13 protein-coding genes are annotated in these 14,722 nt (G+C 66.3%); 6 read left to right on the top strand and 7 right to left on the bottom strand.

Annotation, left to right across the window (positions count from 1 at the left end):
- The first annotated feature begins 10 nt into the window (after positions 1 to 10).
- Positions 11 to 1,225 carry a M20 family metallopeptidase gene (locus ACQR0Z_RS20300; protein ID WP_434919777.1) on the top strand — a complete coding sequence of 405 codons (1,215 nt, stop codon included), beginning with the start codon at positions 11 to 13 and terminating at the stop codon, positions 1,223 to 1,225.
- A 7-nt stretch (positions 1,226 to 1,232) separates the two neighbouring features.
- Here ACQR0Z_RS20300 and ACQR0Z_RS20295 read toward each other — a convergent pair whose 3' ends face one another.
- The 4 genes from ACQR0Z_RS20295 to ACQR0Z_RS20280 form a co-directional block, all read right to left on the bottom strand.
- Positions 1,233 to 1,589, bottom strand: coding sequence for a carboxymuconolactone decarboxylase family protein (locus ACQR0Z_RS20295; RefSeq protein ID WP_434857303.1), 357 nt, complete (start codon positions 1,587 to 1,589; stop codon positions 1,233 to 1,235).
- A 9-nt stretch (positions 1,590 to 1,598) separates the two neighbouring features.
- A complete protein-coding gene (locus ACQR0Z_RS20290) occupies positions 1,599 to 4,826 on the bottom strand; it encodes an efflux RND transporter permease subunit (RefSeq protein ID WP_434919776.1) in 3,228 nt (1,075 codons plus the stop codon).
- Positions 4,823 to 5,812 carry an efflux RND transporter periplasmic adaptor subunit gene (locus ACQR0Z_RS20285; RefSeq protein WP_434875730.1) on the bottom strand — a complete coding sequence of 330 codons (990 nt, stop codon included), beginning with the start codon at positions 5,810 to 5,812 and terminating at the stop codon, positions 4,823 to 4,825. The genes ACQR0Z_RS20290 and ACQR0Z_RS20285 overlap by 4 nt, the downstream gene beginning before the upstream one ends.
- A 119-nt stretch (positions 5,813 to 5,931) precedes the next feature.
- Positions 5,932 to 6,240, bottom strand: coding sequence for an ArsR/SmtB family transcription factor (locus ACQR0Z_RS20280; protein WP_434876021.1), 309 nt, complete (start codon positions 6,238 to 6,240; stop codon positions 5,932 to 5,934).
- A gap of 117 nt (positions 6,241 to 6,357) precedes the next feature.
- On the opposite strand from ACQR0Z_RS20280, the gene ACQR0Z_RS20275 reads away from it, so the two are divergent.
- From ACQR0Z_RS20275 to ccoG, 4 genes are read left to right on the top strand one after another with little or no spacing between them, the layout of a single operon-like run.
- A complete protein-coding gene (locus tag ACQR0Z_RS20275; RefSeq protein ID WP_434919775.1) occupies positions 6,358 to 7,644 on the top strand; it encodes an NAD(P)/FAD-dependent oxidoreductase in 1,287 nt (428 codons plus the stop codon).
- Positions 7,641 to 8,081 carry a thioredoxin TrxC gene (gene trxC, locus ACQR0Z_RS20270; RefSeq protein WP_434875732.1) on the top strand — a complete coding sequence of 147 codons (441 nt, stop codon included), beginning with the start codon at positions 7,641 to 7,643 and terminating at the stop codon, positions 8,079 to 8,081. Before ACQR0Z_RS20275 ends, trxC begins: the two co-directional genes overlap by 4 nt.
- Before the next feature lie 52 nt (positions 8,082 to 8,133).
- The gene (locus ACQR0Z_RS20265; RefSeq protein WP_434875733.1) at positions 8,134 to 8,337 is read left to right on the top strand and encodes a YgaP family membrane protein; all 204 of its coding nucleotides are present in this window, start codon (positions 8,134 to 8,136) and stop codon (positions 8,335 to 8,337) included.
- Positions 8,338 to 8,381: 44 nt separating this feature from the next.
- The gene (ccoG, locus tag ACQR0Z_RS20260; RefSeq protein ID WP_434919774.1) at positions 8,382 to 9,827 is read left to right on the top strand and encodes a cytochrome c oxidase accessory protein CcoG; all 1,446 of its coding nucleotides are present in this window, start codon (positions 8,382 to 8,384) and stop codon (positions 9,825 to 9,827) included.
- A 1,293-nt stretch (positions 9,828 to 11,120) separates the two neighbouring features.
- On the opposite strand, the gene eutC is transcribed toward ccoG, so the two are convergent.
- Both eutC and ACQR0Z_RS20250 read right to left on the bottom strand, forming a co-directional pair.
- Positions 11,121 to 11,897: an ethanolamine ammonia-lyase subunit EutC gene (gene eutC / locus ACQR0Z_RS20255; protein ID WP_434875735.1), complete on the bottom strand. Its 777-nt coding sequence runs from the start codon at positions 11,895 to 11,897 to the stop codon at positions 11,121 to 11,123.
- Positions 11,897 to 13,282 carry an ethanolamine ammonia-lyase subunit EutB gene (locus tag ACQR0Z_RS20250; protein ID WP_434919773.1) on the bottom strand — a complete coding sequence of 462 codons (1,386 nt, stop codon included), beginning with the start codon at positions 13,280 to 13,282 and terminating at the stop codon, positions 11,897 to 11,899. Before ACQR0Z_RS20250 ends, eutC begins: the two co-directional genes overlap by 1 nt.
- Positions 13,283 to 13,544: 262 nt before the next feature.
- Between ACQR0Z_RS20250 and ACQR0Z_RS20245 the strand changes: the two genes are divergently transcribed.
- A complete protein-coding gene (locus ACQR0Z_RS20245) occupies positions 13,545 to 13,889 on the top strand; it encodes a Lin0512 family protein (RefSeq protein WP_035655349.1) in 345 nt (114 codons plus the stop codon).
- 10 nt (positions 13,890 to 13,899) lie between these two features.
- Here ACQR0Z_RS20245 and ACQR0Z_RS20240 read toward each other — a convergent pair whose 3' ends face one another.
- Positions 13,900 to 14,706 carry an SDR family NAD(P)-dependent oxidoreductase gene (locus ACQR0Z_RS20240; protein ID WP_434919772.1) on the bottom strand — a complete coding sequence of 269 codons (807 nt, stop codon included), beginning with the start codon at positions 14,704 to 14,706 and terminating at the stop codon, positions 13,900 to 13,902.
- Positions 14,707 to 14,722: the final 16 nt, after the last annotated feature.

Raw genomic sequence — 14,722 nt, 5'->3', positions numbered from 1 at the left:
AATACATCACATGGACCGCAACGATCTGCTCGCCCGCATCGATGTCCCGGCTGCGCTCGCGCTGCTGTCGCGCATGGTGCAGCACAAGAGCTATTCGAAGACCGAGGGCGAGAAGCAGCTCGCCACTTTCATGGCCGATCAGATGCGCAAGATCGGTCTCGACGCCGCCGTTGCGCCGTTCGGCAACGAGGGACGCGTCAACGCAGTGGGGCGCTGGAAAGGAACCGGCGGCGGCAAGAGCCTGCTGTTCAACGGCCATGTCGACACCAACCCGGTGACCGAGGGCTGGACGGTCGATCCATGGGGAGGAAAGGTCGACGACAAGTTCATCTACGGCATCGGCGTGTCCAACATGAAGGCGGGCGACGCGGCCTATTTCTGCGCGGTCAAGACACTGATCGAGGCCGGCGTGAAGCTCAGAGGCGACGTGATTCTGACCTATGTGGTCGGCGAGCTGCAGGGCGGCGTCGGGACGTATTCGCTGATCGAGCAGGGGCTGCGCGCGGACTACTTCATCAACTCGGAGCCGACCGATCTCAAGGCGATGACCATGCACGCGGCGGCGTTCATGTTCATCATCGAGCTCGTCGGCAACACGCGCCATCTGTCGAAACGCGAGGAGGCGGTCGATGCGATCAGCGCCGCCTGCGACCTCATTCCGCGCCTCAACGCGATGACGTTCTCCGGCGCCCGCTCGCCGGCGCATGCGGCGATCAATCGCGTCCATGTCGGCGTCGTCCACGGCGCACTCGGCCGTGAACTGCATGAGTGGCGGACGCCGCAGGTGTCGGACTTCGTCCGCATCAAGGGCTCCGGCCGCTACGCGCCGGGCCAGACAGAGCAGGGCGCGCTGGCGGACATGCGGCGCGAGCTCGATGCATTGGAGGCGCGGTTTCCCGGCCTCAAGGCGCATCTGATGTCGGAGGACCGTGCCGGCGTCCCGACGATGCCGCCCTTCGAGGTCGCCCCGGACAGTCCGATCGTCCGCGCCATCAACGACGCCTACCGCGCCGTGCGCGGCGAGGCACAGCCGACCGGGCCGGTCGCGCCAAGCTGCTTCTATGGCACCGATGCCGGCCATCTCTATGCCTCAGGCGGCATGGAGGGCATCGTCTGCGGGCCCGGTGGCCGGTACAACACGATGCCGGACGAGCGCGTCGACATTCCCGACTATCTCGACATGATCCGCATCTACATGCTCGCCATTCTCGACATCTGCGGCTGAGTACGGCTCAAGCGGCGGCCGCCTGCTGCTGGAACTGCTCGAACGCGGCGATCGCGTCGGCGGCGTACATCAGCGACGGGCCGCCGCCCATGTAGATCGCCATGCCGAGCGTCTCCTCGACCTCCTGCTTGGTCGCGCCGAGGCGGACCAGGGCCTCGGCATGGAAGCCGATGCAGCCGTCGCAGCGGACGGCGACGCCGATCGCCAGCGCAATCAGTTCCTTGGTCTTCTTGTCGAGCGCGCCGTCAGCGCCGGCCGCCCGCGCCAGCGCGGAAAAACCCTGCATCACATCGGGGATGTCCTTGCGCAGCGTCCGCAGATTGCCGGAAATGCTCTTGCAGAGGTCGGGGAAGTTCTTGTCCATGATCGTCTCCTAGGACATCTTCGTGGTGGGTTTGCCAGGCTCGCGCAGCGCGATGTAGATCGCGGGGATGACGAGCACGGTGAGCAGGGTGGACGACGCCAGGCCGAACAGCAGCGAGATCGCCAGACCCTGGAAGATCGGATCGAGCAGGATCGTCGCCGCGCCGATCATCGCCGCGAGCGCCGTCAGCAGGATCGGCTTGAAGCGCACGGTGCCGGCCTCGAGCACGACGTCACGCAAGGTCTTGCCCTCGCCGCCGCTGTGCCGGATGAAGTCGACCAGCAGGATGGAGTTGCGCACGATGATGCCGGCAAGCGCGATGAAGCCGATCATCGACGTCGCCGTGAACGGCGCGCCGAGCAGCCAATGGCCGAGCAGGATGCCGATCAGGGTCAGCGGGATCGGCGTCAGGATGACCAGCGGCAGTCGGAAGCTCCTGAACTGCGCTACGACCAGCACGTAGATGCCGAGAATGGCGGCACCGAAGGCCGCGCCCATGTCGCGGAAGGTGACATAGGTGATCTCCCACTCGCCATCCCACAACAAGGTCGAGTGTGACTCGTCCTCGGGCTGGCCATGAAAGCCGATCACCGGCTTCGGCAGCTTGCCCCAGTCATGCGCGTCGATGCGGTCCGCTACCGCGAGCATGCCGTAGAGCGGCGCCTCGAAACGGCCGGCGAGTTCGGCCATCACCATGTCGGCAAAGCGGCCGTCGCGGCGGAAGATCATCGGCGATCCCTCTTCCATCGTCGCCTTCACGACCTGGCCGAGCTCGACCACGGTCTTGCTGCCGGGCACGGTGTTGGCCGGCACCGGCGTGGACGCCAAGGCTTGGCTCCAGCTCTTGGCGCGCTTGGGCAGCTTCACCGCGATCTCGATCGGGTTGCGGTCCTCGCCACGATGCGAGTAGCCGACCGAGATGCCGCCGAACAGCGTCTGGATGGTGTCGTAGACGTCGCGCTGCTCGACGCCGAAGAATTCGAGACTGTCCTGATCGATCGACAGCCGCAGCCGCGGTCGCCGCTGACCGATGGAGTCGTCGATGTCGACGATGAACGGGACATCGGCAAACACCTTCTTAAGCTCGGTCGTGACGGCCCTCCGGGTCGCGGCATCCGGGCCGTAGATCTCGGCCAGCAAGGTCGCCAGCACCGGCGGGCCGGGCGGCACCTCGACGACCTTGATGCTGGTGCCGGAGGGCACCGAGACCGCCTTCAGCCGCTGCCGCAGATCGAGCGCGATGTCGTGGCTCGAGCGTTTGCGGTCGCCACGCGCGGCGAGATTGACCTGGAGCTCGCCGAGCTCAGGCCGTTCGCGCAGGTAGTAGTGCCGGACGAGGCCGTTGAAGTTGAACGGCGCCGCCGTGCCGGCATAGCTCTGCACGTTCGTGATCTCCGGCAGCTGATGTGCGATATCGGCGGCCGCGAACAGCGTCCGCTCCGTATCCTCGAGGCTCGCGCCTTCGGGCAGATCGACCATTACGGCGATCTCCGACTTGTTGTCGAACGGCAGCAGCTTGACGGTCACGGACTTGGTCGCGAACAGCGTCATCGACAGCAAGGTGGCGATGCCCACGCCGAGCAGGAAGATCCAGGCGGAGCGCTTGCTGGCGACGATCGGTCGCGCGACGCTGCGATAGATCCGGCCGAGCCGGCCCTCGCCATGTGCGTCGTGATGCGCTCCGGCCCCCGCGGCGGGGGTCTGCTTCGGCGCGAGCCGCAGCATCAGCCAGGGCGCCACGACCATGGCGACGACAAACGAGAACAGCATCGCGGCTGACGCGTTTGCCGGGATCGGCGCCATGTACGGGCCCATCAGGCCCGACACGAACAGCATCGGGAGCAGGGCGGCGACCACGGTCAGGGTGGCGACGATCGTCGGGTTGCCGACCTCGGCCACCGCCTCGACGGTTGCCTGCAGGCGCGGACGGCCGTCGCGCATGCCCCAATGGCGGGCGATGTTCTCGACCACGACGATGGCGTCGTCGACCAGGATGCCGATCGAGAAGATCAGCGCGAACAGGCTGACGCGGTTGATGGTGTAGCCCGTCAAATTCGCGGCGAACATCGTCAGCAGGATCGTGGTCGGAATGACGACGAAGGTGACGAGCGCCTCGCGCCAGCCGATCGCGATCGCGATCAGGACGACGATGGAGATCGTGGCGAGGCCGAGATGGAACAGCAACTCGTTGGCCTTCTCATTGGCGGTCTCGCCATAGTCGCGCGTCACCGTGACCGCGACGTCGCTTGGAATGAGGCTGGTCTTGAGCCCTTCGAGGCGCTGCGCGATGTCGTGCGACACCACGACCGCATTGGCGCCGGCGCGCTTGGCGAGCGCAAGGCTCACCGCGGGCACGCGGTGCCACTCGCCCTTGTCGTTACGGGCGTCGTCCCAGACGCGGTGCTCGGCGAGATTGGGGCCGATGACGACATTCGCGACATCGCGCACATAGACCGGGCGGCCGTCGCGCGTCGAGATCAGCAGCAGGCCGATATCGGGAATGCCCGTCAGGGTCTGGCCCGCCGTGACGTTGCGGACGATGCCGCCGTCGCGAACGTCGCCGGCGAGGAAGGAGCGGTTGGCATCCTTCACCTTGGCGACGAGCTGCTGCAAGGTCACGCCGAACAGCGACAGTTTTTCGGGGCTGGGCTCGACGCGGATCTGCTGCGCGCCGCCGCCGGAGATGTAGGTGAGCCCGATATTGTCGACCTTGGTCAGCTCGGCACGCAGCTTGTCGGCGAGCTCATACAGATCTTTGTCCGTCCAGCGCTCCGCGGCCTCCGGCTTTGGCGACAGGGTGAGCACGGTGACAGCGACGTCGTTGATCCCGCGGCCGACGATCAGCGGCTCGGGAATGCCGACCGGGATTCGATCGAGGTTGGCGCGGATTTTCTCGTGGACGCGCAGGATCGCGTCCTCGAACTTGGTGCCGACCAGGAACCGCGCGGTGACCATGACACGGTCATCCTCGGTTTGGCTGTAGACGTGCTCGACGCCGTCGATCGCCTTGACGATCGTCTCCAGCGGCTTGGTCACGAGCTCGACGCCGTCAGGCGCGCGCAGGCCGTCGGCGTTGACGCGGATGTCGACCATGGGCACGCTGATCTGCGGCTCCTCCTCGCGCGGGATCATCACGACGGCGATAAGGCCGACCACGAGCGAGGCGAGCAGGAACAGCGGCGTGAGCGGCGAGGCGATGGTCGCCTGGGTCAGCTTGCCTGAGAGTCCGAGTTTCACGGCTGCACCAACTGGTCGCCGGCGCGCAGGCCGGACAGGATTTCAAGTCCATCGGGAAGGTCGGCGCTCGGCAGCGCGCGGCCGCGCTGCACGGGGATGCTGACCTGTTGCGCACCCTGCTGCAGTCGGACGTAGTCGATGCCGAAGCGGGTGCTGACATAGCGGGCAGGGATCACATAGGCATCGCGGTGGCCGCCGGAGATCCAGACCCGCAGCCGGTCGCCGACGAAGTACTGGCCGAGGCCGGGAACGATCGCGTCGGCGACGACGCGGCCTTCCTCGATCTGCGGATAGACGAGGTCGATCACGCCCCATTTGTCGCCGCTGTCACCGAACTCGGCGCCATCGATGCGGATCTTGTCTCCGGCCTTCAGGAACAGCGCATGGCGCTCGGGCACGCGCAGCCGCAGCTTGAAGTTCTGCTGCGCCACGGTGACGACGGGGTCGCCGGGCAGCACCACGGATCCGACGACCACGAGCCTCTTCAGCACGCGGCCATCATCGGGTGCCAGCACCTGGCCTTCGCTCATCTGCTGATTGACCACGGCGCGCTCGGCGGTCTTCGCCCGCAGCCCATTCTCGGCGACGTTCAGCGCGGTGCGGGTCTCGTCGAGCTTGACCCGGGGCAGGGTGCCGCGCTCGACGAGGCCCTCGGTGCGGGTGAAGTCGATCTGCGCCTGGTTGGCCTGCGCCTGCAGCGCCTCGATCTGGGCGTCGAGCGATTTGAGTTGCAGCGCGAGCTTCTCGTCGCCGATCAGGGCGATCGGCTGGCCGCGCTTGACCGGGTCGCCCTCGCGGACGGAGAGCTGAGCAACCGTGCCCCCGATGCGGCCGCGCGCCGGGACGACGCTGACGCTTTCCACGGTCGCGAACACCGCCTTCTCGTCGGCCACCTGGCGCGGGGCCACCGTGAGCGTCTCGGCCTTGGCGGGGACCATCTGCCAGCTCATGACGGCGATCAAGCTCAGGAGCGATAATCTGCGCATTGGCTTCATCCTGTTTTCATTTGAATCAAATGGGGCGGCCGAGCCAAACGGGCGGTCCAGACATCTCACCGGACTGCGGGTTCCCACTTGATGCTGCTCAACTTGCTTGCGGTGAATGGTCATAGTCTCGATCCGGATTTCGGCGGCGGCGCCGCGCAATAGACCTGATAAAGCGTCTTCAGGACCTCGCGGGCCGGCTCGCTGCTGATCGAATAGTAGATCGTCTGTCCGTCCCGCCGTGCGATGACCAGGCCATCCTTGCGCAGCAGCGCAAGATGCTGCGAGACGGTCGAGTCGCGCAGGCCGAGAGACGCAGCCAACTCGCCGACCGAGCGCTCAACGTCGACCAACTGGCAGATGATCAGGAGCCGATGGCGGTTCGACAGCGCCTTCAGGAGGTCGCTGGCCTGGTCGGCCGCCGCTTCCATGGTGTCAGCATCAAATTTCATAGTTGCGTATATACGAAGATGAGAATATATAGTCAAGGCCGGCCTGGGAGATTGAGGTTGAGCAGAACAAAAACGAAGGAAGGCGAGGAGGACCCAATGGCGGACGTCGTCGTGATCGGAGCGGGGCTGAGCGGCTCCTTGATGGCTTATGAATTGCTGCCCCAGATGCGAAAGGAGGATCGCGTGACCGTCATCTCGCAAGGGTCCTCGTATCATTTCGTACCCTCCAACCCGTGGGTGGCGGTGGGCTGGCGCAAGCGTGACGACATCGAGATCGATCTCGTTGACGTCATGCAACGCAAGGGCATCCGTCTGCTGACCCAGGGTGCCAAGCGGGTGCACCCGGACGACAACCAGGTCGAGCTGACGGACGGCACGATGGTGGCTTACGACTATCTCGTCGTTGCCACCGGCCCGGAGCTCGCCTTCGACGAGATTCCCGGTCTCGGCCCCGATGGCCATACCCAGTCGGTGTGCCATGTCGACCATGCCGCGCATGCCAAGGCGGCGTTCGACAAACTGGCCGAGAAGCCGGGGCCGGTCATCGTCGGCGCGGTGCAGGGCGCGTCCTGCTTCGGGCCGGCCTACGAATTCCTCTTCATTCTCGAGACCGAGCTGCGCCGCCGCAAGATGCGCGACCAGGTGCCGATGACCTTCGTGACCTCCGAGCCCTATATCGGCCATCTCGGCCTCGACGGCGTCGGGGATACCAAGGGGCTGCTCGAAAGCGAGATGCGCGAGAAGCACATCAAGTGGATCACGAGCGCGCGCGTCACCAAAGTCGAGGACAGCCGGATGGTCGTAGAGGAGGTGGCCGACGACGGCTCGGTGCGCAAGACCCATGAGCTGCCTTTCGCCTATTCGATGATGCTGCCAGCGTTTCGAGGCGTCGGCGCCGTCAGGGGCATCGATAAGCTGACCAATCCGCGCGGCTTCGTCCTCGTCGACAAGCATCAGCGCAACCCGGCCTATCCCAACGTGTTCGCGATCGGCGTCTGCGTCGCGATCCCGCCGATCGGGCCGACGCCGGTGCCCGTCGGCGTGCCCAAGACCGGCTTCATGATCGAATCGATGGTGACCGCGACCGCGCTGAACATCGGCACGCTGCTGCGCGGGCAAGAGCCGAAGACGCAGCCGACCTGGAATGCGATCTGCCTTGCCGATTTCGGCGATTCCGGCGTCGCCTTCCTGGCGCAGCCGCAGATCCCGCCGCGCAACGTCAACTGGTCGTCGAAGGGGGAGTGGGTGCATTATGCCAAGGTCGCCTTCGAGAAGTATTTCCTGCGCAAGATGAAGCGCGGCACGCCCGAGCCGTTCTACGAGAAGTTCCTGCTCGACCGGCTCAACATCGCAAAGATCAAGGAAGTCAGGACGGGCACATGAGCGAGACCTTTCAACTGGTGTGCGGCCATTGCGGGCAGATCAACCGTCTGCCCGCGGGCCGTGCGGCCACCCAAGGCAAATGCGGCAAGTGTCACGCGCCGCTGTTCTCCGGTCATCCGATCGAGGTCGACCAGGCCGCCTTCGCGCGCCACCTTGCGAACAGCGACCTGCCTTTGCTGGTCGATGTCTGGGCGCCCTGGTGCGGGCCGTGCCGGGCGATGGCGCCGATGTTTGCGCGCGCCGCGCAAGAGCTCGAGCCGCGCGTGCGGCTCCTGAAGCTGAATTCCGACGAGGCCCCGGAGGTCTCGGCCAAGTTCGGCATCTCCGGGATTCCGACCCTGCTGCTGCTGCACAAGGGCCGGGAGCTCCAGCGGATTTCGGGTGCGATGGATTCGCAACGAATCGTCGCCTGGACGATGTCCGGCCTGCGGCCGTGAGGCCACGGCACGGGCTTGATTACGCTCAAATGCAACCATGGAGGACCATGTCATGAACGTCGATAAAGCAGTTCTCACCTTCGCCGGGTTCGTCGTCCTGCTCAGCCTCGCGCTCGGCTGGTACGTGAATCCATACTGGTTCCTGCTCACCGCCTTTGCCGGCGTGAACATGATCCAGGCCTCGTTCACCGGCTTCTGTCCGGCGGCGATCGTGTTCAAGAAGCTGGGCTTGAAGAGCGGCAACGCATTCTCCTGAGCCGGCGGGAAGGTGGGGCGAGATGAGAATGAAGCGAGGACATCATGGCTGACTCGGACGAAACCTATATTGTCGGGCCGCTCTACAAGGCGCGCGACAAGGTCTATCCGGCTGCCGTGCACGGCCGCTTCCGGCGTATCAAATGGACGATCCTGTGCATCACGCTCGGCATCTATTATCTGCTGCCGTTCGTGCGCTGGGACCGCGGACCCGGAATGCCGAACCAGGCGGTGCTGGTCGATTTCCCGCATCGCCGCTTCTACTTCTTCTTCATCGAGCTGTGGCCACAGGAGGTCTATTACTTCACCGGCCTGCTGATCATTGCGGCCGTCACCCTGTTCCTGATGAATGCGGTCGCCGGCCGGCTGTGGTGCGGCTATCTCTGCCCGCAGACGGTGTGGACCGACCTGTTCTACGCCGTGGAGCGCTGGGTCGAGGGTGACCGGCGCGAGCGCATGATGAGCGACAAGAAGGGGTGGACCTTCAGTCACATCCGCAAGGTCGCGACCAAGCATGTCCTATGGATCATGATCGGCTGGTGGACCGGCGGTGCCTGGGTGCTGTATTTCGACGACGCGCCGACCCTGGTGAAGGACCTCGCGACGTTCCAGGCGCCGTTCACGGCCTATCTGTGGATCGGCATCCTGACCGCGACGACCTACATGTTCGCCGGCCATGCCCGCGAGCAGACCTGCATCTACATGTGCCCGTGGCCGCGCATCCAGGCAGCGCTGACCGACGAATGGGCGCTCAACGTCACCTACAAGGGCGACCGCGGCGAGCCGCGCATGTCGGTGAAGAAGGCGGAGGCGGCGCGGCTGCAGGGCGCGCCGGCCGGCGACTGCGTCGACTGCCATCAATGCGTCAATGTCTGCCCGACCGGCGTCGACATCCGCAACGGCATCCAGCTCGGCTGCATCCAGTGCAGCCTGTGCATCGACGCCTGCGACAGCGTGATGACCCAGATCGGCCGTCCGACTGGGCTGATCGGCTACGACACCGACATCAACGTGGCCAGGCGCAAGGAAGGCAAGCCGGAGATCTATCGCATCATCCGGCCGCGCACGATCATCTATGCGAGTTTCATCGCGATCGTCGGCGGCATCATGCTGTATACGCTGGCGACGCGCGGCACGATGGGCATCAACGTGCTGCACGAGCGCAATCCGCTGTTCGTGCAGCTGTCGGATGGCGGGGTGCGCAACGACTACACGGTGCGGCTGCTCAATAAGCGCGGCGCGCGCGACTTCGTGCTGGACGTGACCGGCCTGCCAAACGCCAAGGTCACGGTCGCCGGCGAGACGCGGGCGGCCGATGGGCGGATGGTGATCGATGTCGGCCAGGATCAGACCCGGGAGATCCGCGTGTCGGTCGAGGCCAAGGGCGCGGATCTGCCGGCCACACCCGTCGACATCGAGATCAGGATCACCGATCCGGCGACGGGCACCTCGGTCAGCGCGCGCGATCACTTCGTGCCGGCGACGCGATAGCGGGGCAATGGCCGAGTCGCCGAGTGCGGGGCCTCATGGTTCGAGACGCGCCGCGGACCACGATCTGACCTCGCATTCGCGCTCTCGGCGCGGCGCTCCTCACCATGAGGGGCGAGCGTCGAGGGCGATGCCGCACACCGGGCCATGAACAAGCCAAGAGCGTGTGCACGGTCCGGGTTCAGCTCCGCAGGCCCAATTGCACGTTGACGATGAGCGGACGACTTCCTCTCCTCACCCTGAGGAGGCCGCCCTCGGCGGCCGTCTCGAAGGGCGAGGCCCAGCTGTTGCCCACAACTCACAGCTCGACGAGTGCCAAGCCTGATGGGGACGTTCACGAAATCAAACAGCGCATTCAAGAGCGATCGTATGAACCAGACATCGTCAAGCGTTCCCGCGACGCGATGCGCCCGAGTGGCTCCAGGTCGTTTCGCCCTTCAAAAGAGAGGGCGCGGGGAATGCCGGGCGCTGGCCGCACCCATGGCCCGCCTGCAACACAAAAAGCAGGCGGCAGTCACCACAGGTTCAGCCGAAACACCCGGCATTCCCCGCGCGATGGTCTTCACGCTTATAACGCGATCTCCCCGGTGTCCGGCTTGTTAGCCACCGTCGCTCTCCGGATCATCACCGAAAAGCTTAGCGCCAGCATCGGGGCGCCAGGACCACGCGTCTTCACGTCCGCAGCCAGCCGTTCGTCGGCGCACTGAAAGCACGCTGCGACATGGCCGCGGCCACCGCATCCCACCCCGCGTGTCGTGACGATCGCGATGCGCCCCTCTCATGGGGCGGGACGGCGACACATAATCATGAATTCGGAAAAATGGCAATATAAATATCATTTGCCGAAGCGCGGGCCGCTCCATCTCGCCAAGCCACATCCGCCGCGGCGTATGGGTCCCGGGTCAGCGTCCGCCAACGCTTCGCGTTGTTGGCCTTGCCCGGGACGACGGGGAGAGTGTGGCGCGCGTGTGTGCCATGGGCGATGACGTGCCTGATGAGCTGGCGCCTTCATCGGCCAACCCCCCCCCCCCCGCTGTCGTCCCGGACAAGCGCGCTCAGGCAACGCGCAAGCGTTGTGCTGAGCGCGCGCCGATCCGGGACCCATACTCCCAGGGAGATGTGTGAGGCACGATGGCCACGCCATCTCGCCAAGCCACGTCCGCCGCGGCGTATGGGTCCCGGGTCAGCGTCCGCCAACGCTTCGCGTTGTCGGCCTTGCCCGGGACGACAGCGAGAGTGTGGCGCGCATGTCCGTCACTCGCAGCTCAGATGCGAGCTGTTGCGTCAATGTCCGGCTCAATCCGGCGCGGGCAATTGCGGCACGCGGGCGAGGCCGACGCCTGCCGTGCGGTGCTGGAACATGCGTGCGATCAGGTCCGCGGCCTGGCGCGCGGCGTCGGCCGGCGCGAGCCCGCCCTGGCGGACGTTGGAGATGCAGTTGCGCTCGGAATCGACGCGGCCGCGGCGCGGCATCCAGGTCAGATAGAGGCCGAGCGAGTCGGCGGCGGTGAGGCCGGGGCGCTCGCCGATCAGGATGAGCGAGGCGGACGCGCCGAACATTTCGCCGATGTGGTCAGCGAGCGCGACGCGGCCTTGCGACGCGACGATCACCGGCGACAGGCTGCGGCCGGTGGCGGCGAGCAGGGGCATCAAGGCGTCGAGCACGGGCAGGGCGTTGACCTGCACGGCGCGGCTGCTCAATCCGTCCGCGACCACCACGACGATGTCGGCTGGCGCGCGCGCCTCCGACAGCATCGCCTCGGACTCCGGCGACAGCAGGCGGCCGGCGTCGGGGCGTTGCAGGTAGACGCTGCGGTCGGTGGCACGGCTGTGGACGGCGAGCGCCGGCCAGCCATGGGCGCTCAACTCGGCCGCGAAGCTCTCGGCCTCGAACGGCTTCAGGACGGCATCGCGGGCTTCGGCATGCGCGGCCTGGAAGGCGAGATGCGCCGAGGTCGGCACGCCCGGACCGCATCGTCCGAGCGCGATGCGCGCCTCGGTGTAGCGCGACAGCGAGGTCCAGTCGTCGGGAGAGGACGTCGCAGGCGCCTTGATGTCATCCGAGCCGCTCATCACTCGGCCTCCAGCAGCGGCAGTGCGGGCATCAGCCGCGCCGGCTCGAAGCTCAGCTCACCTTTGGGATCGCTGATGCCGGTGGCCGCAAGCCAGGCCTCGAATTCCGGCGCCGCGCGCTTGCCGAGCACCTTGCGCACATACAGCGCATCATGGAACGACGTGCTCTGATAGTTCAGCATGATGTCGTCGGCGCCGGGGACGCCCATGATGTAGGTGCAGCCGGCGACGCCGAGCAGTGTGAGCAGGGCATCCATGTCGTCCTGGTCGGCCTCGGCATGGTTGGTGTAGCAGACGTCGCAGCCCATCGGCAGGCCCATCAGCTTGCCGCAGAAATGATCCTCCAGCCCGGCGCGCATGATCTGCTTGCCGTCGTAGAGATATTCCGGACCGATGAAGCCGACGACGGTGTTGACCAGCAGCGGCCGGTAGCGCCGCGCCACGGCGTAGCAGCGCGCCTCCAGCGTCTGCTGATCGACGCCGCAATGTCCTGCCGAGGACAATTCGCTGCCTTGCCCGGTTTCGAAATACATCACATTGCCGCCGTCAGGGCAGCGCTGCAGGCTTTGCGCGGCGGCGTAGGCCTCGTCGAGCAGCGCCAGCGTGATGCCGAAGCCGCGATTGGCCTCCTCGGTGCCGGCCAGCGACTGGAACACGAGGTCGACCGGCGCGCGGCGCTCGATCGCCTTCAGCGCGGTCGTGACATGCGCGAGCACGCAGGACTGGATCGGCGCGTTCGCGGCCAGGCGCAGCGTCTCGATCATGTCGAGCAGCCGGATCATGGTCTCGACATCGTCGCTCGCCGGATTGATGCCGATGGTGGCGTCGCCGACGCCATACATCAGCCCGTCGAGAATCGAGGCTGCGACGCCCTTCGGATCGTCGAGCGGATGATTGGGCTGCAGCCGCGTCGCCATCGTTCCGGGCAGGCCGATGGTGCAGCGGAAGCGCGTGACCACCTCGCATTTGGCCGCCACCGTCACGAGATCCTGCAGTCGCATGATCTTGCTGACGGCCGCGACCATTTCGGGAGTCAAGCCCGGCGACACGGCGGAGAGCATCGCCGCGTCGGTGGCATCCGACAGCAGCCATTCGCGCAAGCCGCCGACAGTGAGGCTTGCAATCGGAGCGAATGCGTTGCCGTCGTGCTGGTCGACGATCAGCCGCGTGATCTCGTCGCTCTCATAAGGAATGACGGCCTCGGTGAGGAAGTGCCGCAGCGGCAGATCGGCAAGCGCCATCCGCGCGGCAACGCGCTCCGCTGCATCCTGCGCGGCGAGCCCGGCGAGCACATCGCCCGAGCGCAACGGCGTCGCCTTCGCGAGCAGCGTTCTCAAATCGTCGAAGCGGTAGGTCGTGCCGCCCAGCGTGTGTGAAAAACCCATGGCGGCTCTCCTCACAAATTGGGCTGGAGTGACCCGGACGGCCGGAGCGATTCATTGCATGGCCGGGCCCGGAAAACGGAACGGGAGATCATGTCAGGGCCTCCTGGATGTCATGCAACGCATCATGCCGCTTATCATGCACGATATATGCCCGCATCCGATGACCAATTTGCTGCAGGGTCGTCTCTGGTCTGCCGGGTTGCGCCGGCTGCGCACATGGCTAAGGTCGCGCGCCGAACAACGCAATACGAGGAACTCCGCCATGGCGCGCATTCGCTGTATCACCGAGATGGGCATGGGCGTGGACGTCCATGGCCGCGACGCCACCAAGGCCGCCAGGCGCGCGGTGTCGGATGCGATCCGCCATTCCAGCCTCGGCTTCTTCCGCATGGTCGGAAAGACGCCGCAGGACATGCTGGTGGACGTCACCATCGGCGTGCCGAACCCGGAGGCGGTCGATACGGCGGCTGTCGCCAAGGAATTGCCTTACGGCACCGTGACGGTGACCGCGGTCAAGGGCGGGCTCGAGATCCCGGCCGAGGCGGGCAGCGACGCCATCATCATCGCCAACGCCGCGGTGCTGGTGCATCTCGACGACGGCAAGTGAGCGCTTGCGCTCACGGCGCGTGATGGTCCGCGACCGCGGCCTCGAGCCGCGGCTTCAACGTGCGGAAGCGTTCGTCGATCTCTTCGGGACGGTCGCGGTTGAGGGCGATCATGGCGCGGCGGGTCTCGTTGGCGCGGATCACCTCGCGGGCGCCGGAGAAGAGGCCGTCGACCAGCGCGTCGGCGACCATCTCGGGTGTCTCGCGCGCAAAGCCGAGCTCGGGACCGGCCTTGTTGCTCGCCATCATCGGGGTTTCGGTGGCGCCGGGATAGACGGTCAGGACGCGAACGCCTTCGTCGAGCAGTTCGCGATGCAGCGCCTCGCCGAACCGTGCGAGGCCGGCCTTTGCCGCCGCATAGGTCGCGTAGAACGGCGCGCCGACCAGGGCGATGCCGGAAGACACGTTGACGATTGCGCCGTCGCCGCCGGCGCGCAGCAGCGGCAGCGCCGCGCGGGTCCACAGGATCGGGGCGAGCAGGTCGACCTCGATCATGGCGCGGATGTCGGCGATCTCGGTTGCTTCGAGGCGCCCGGCGCGAACGTTGCCGGCATTGTTGACGAGGATGTCGAGCCGGCCGAAGCGGTCGCGCGCCACGGCCAACGCTTGCGTGCAGGCCGTGCTGTCGACGACGTCGCCGGCGAGCGTCTCGATCTTGACGCCGTGGCTCGCCGCGAGCGTGGCGGTCTCCGCGAGCTTGGCCGCGGTGCGGCAGAACAGCACGAGGTGAACGCCGCGGGCGGCGAGGGCGAGCGCGGTGGCGCGGCCGATGCCGCTGCCGGCGCCGGTGATGAGGGCGATCTTGCCGTCCAAGGTCATGGGATCAACTCCTTGT

It is taken from the genome of Bradyrhizobium sp. HKCCYLS3077 (genome assembly GCF_051167555.1).
Classification (GTDB): Bacteria; Pseudomonadota; Alphaproteobacteria; order Rhizobiales; family Xanthobacteraceae; genus Bradyrhizobium.
This window is presented reverse-complemented; position numbering and strand designations above follow the sequence as displayed.

Coding starts and splice junctions, on each gene's coding strand:
- ACQR0Z_RS20300 (WP_434919777.1), top strand. CDS start 11: ATGGACCGCAACGATCTGCTCGCCCGCATCGATGTCCCGGCTGCGCTC.
- ACQR0Z_RS20295 (WP_434857303.1), bottom strand. CDS start 1,589: ATGGACAAGAACTTCCCCGACCTCTGCAAGAGCATTTCCGGCAATCTG.
- ACQR0Z_RS20285 (WP_434875730.1), bottom strand. CDS start 5,812: ATGCGCAGATTATCGCTCCTGAGCTTGATCGCCGTCATGAGCTGGCAG.
- ACQR0Z_RS20280 (WP_434876021.1), bottom strand. CDS start 6,240: ATGGAAGCGGCGGCCGACCAGGCCAGCGACCTCCTGAAGGCGCTGTCG.
- ACQR0Z_RS20275 (WP_434919775.1), top strand. CDS start 6,358: ATGGCGGACGTCGTCGTGATCGGAGCGGGGCTGAGCGGCTCCTTGATG.
- trxC (WP_434875732.1), top strand. CDS start 7,641: ATGAGCGAGACCTTTCAACTGGTGTGCGGCCATTGCGGGCAGATCAAC.
- ACQR0Z_RS20265 (WP_434875733.1), top strand. CDS start 8,134: ATGAACGTCGATAAAGCAGTTCTCACCTTCGCCGGGTTCGTCGTCCTG.
- ccoG (WP_434919774.1), top strand. CDS start 8,382: ATGGCTGACTCGGACGAAACCTATATTGTCGGGCCGCTCTACAAGGCG.
- eutC (WP_434875735.1), bottom strand. CDS start 11,897: ATGAGCGGCTCGGATGACATCAAGGCGCCTGCGACGTCCTCTCCCGAC.
- ACQR0Z_RS20250 (WP_434919773.1), bottom strand. CDS start 13,282: ATGGGTTTTTCACACACGCTGGGCGGCACGACCTACCGCTTCGACGAT.
- ACQR0Z_RS20245 (WP_035655349.1), top strand. CDS start 13,545: ATGGCGCGCATTCGCTGTATCACCGAGATGGGCATGGGCGTGGACGTC.
- ACQR0Z_RS20240 (WP_434919772.1), bottom strand. CDS start 14,706: ATGACCTTGGACGGCAAGATCGCCCTCATCACCGGCGCCGGCAGCGGC.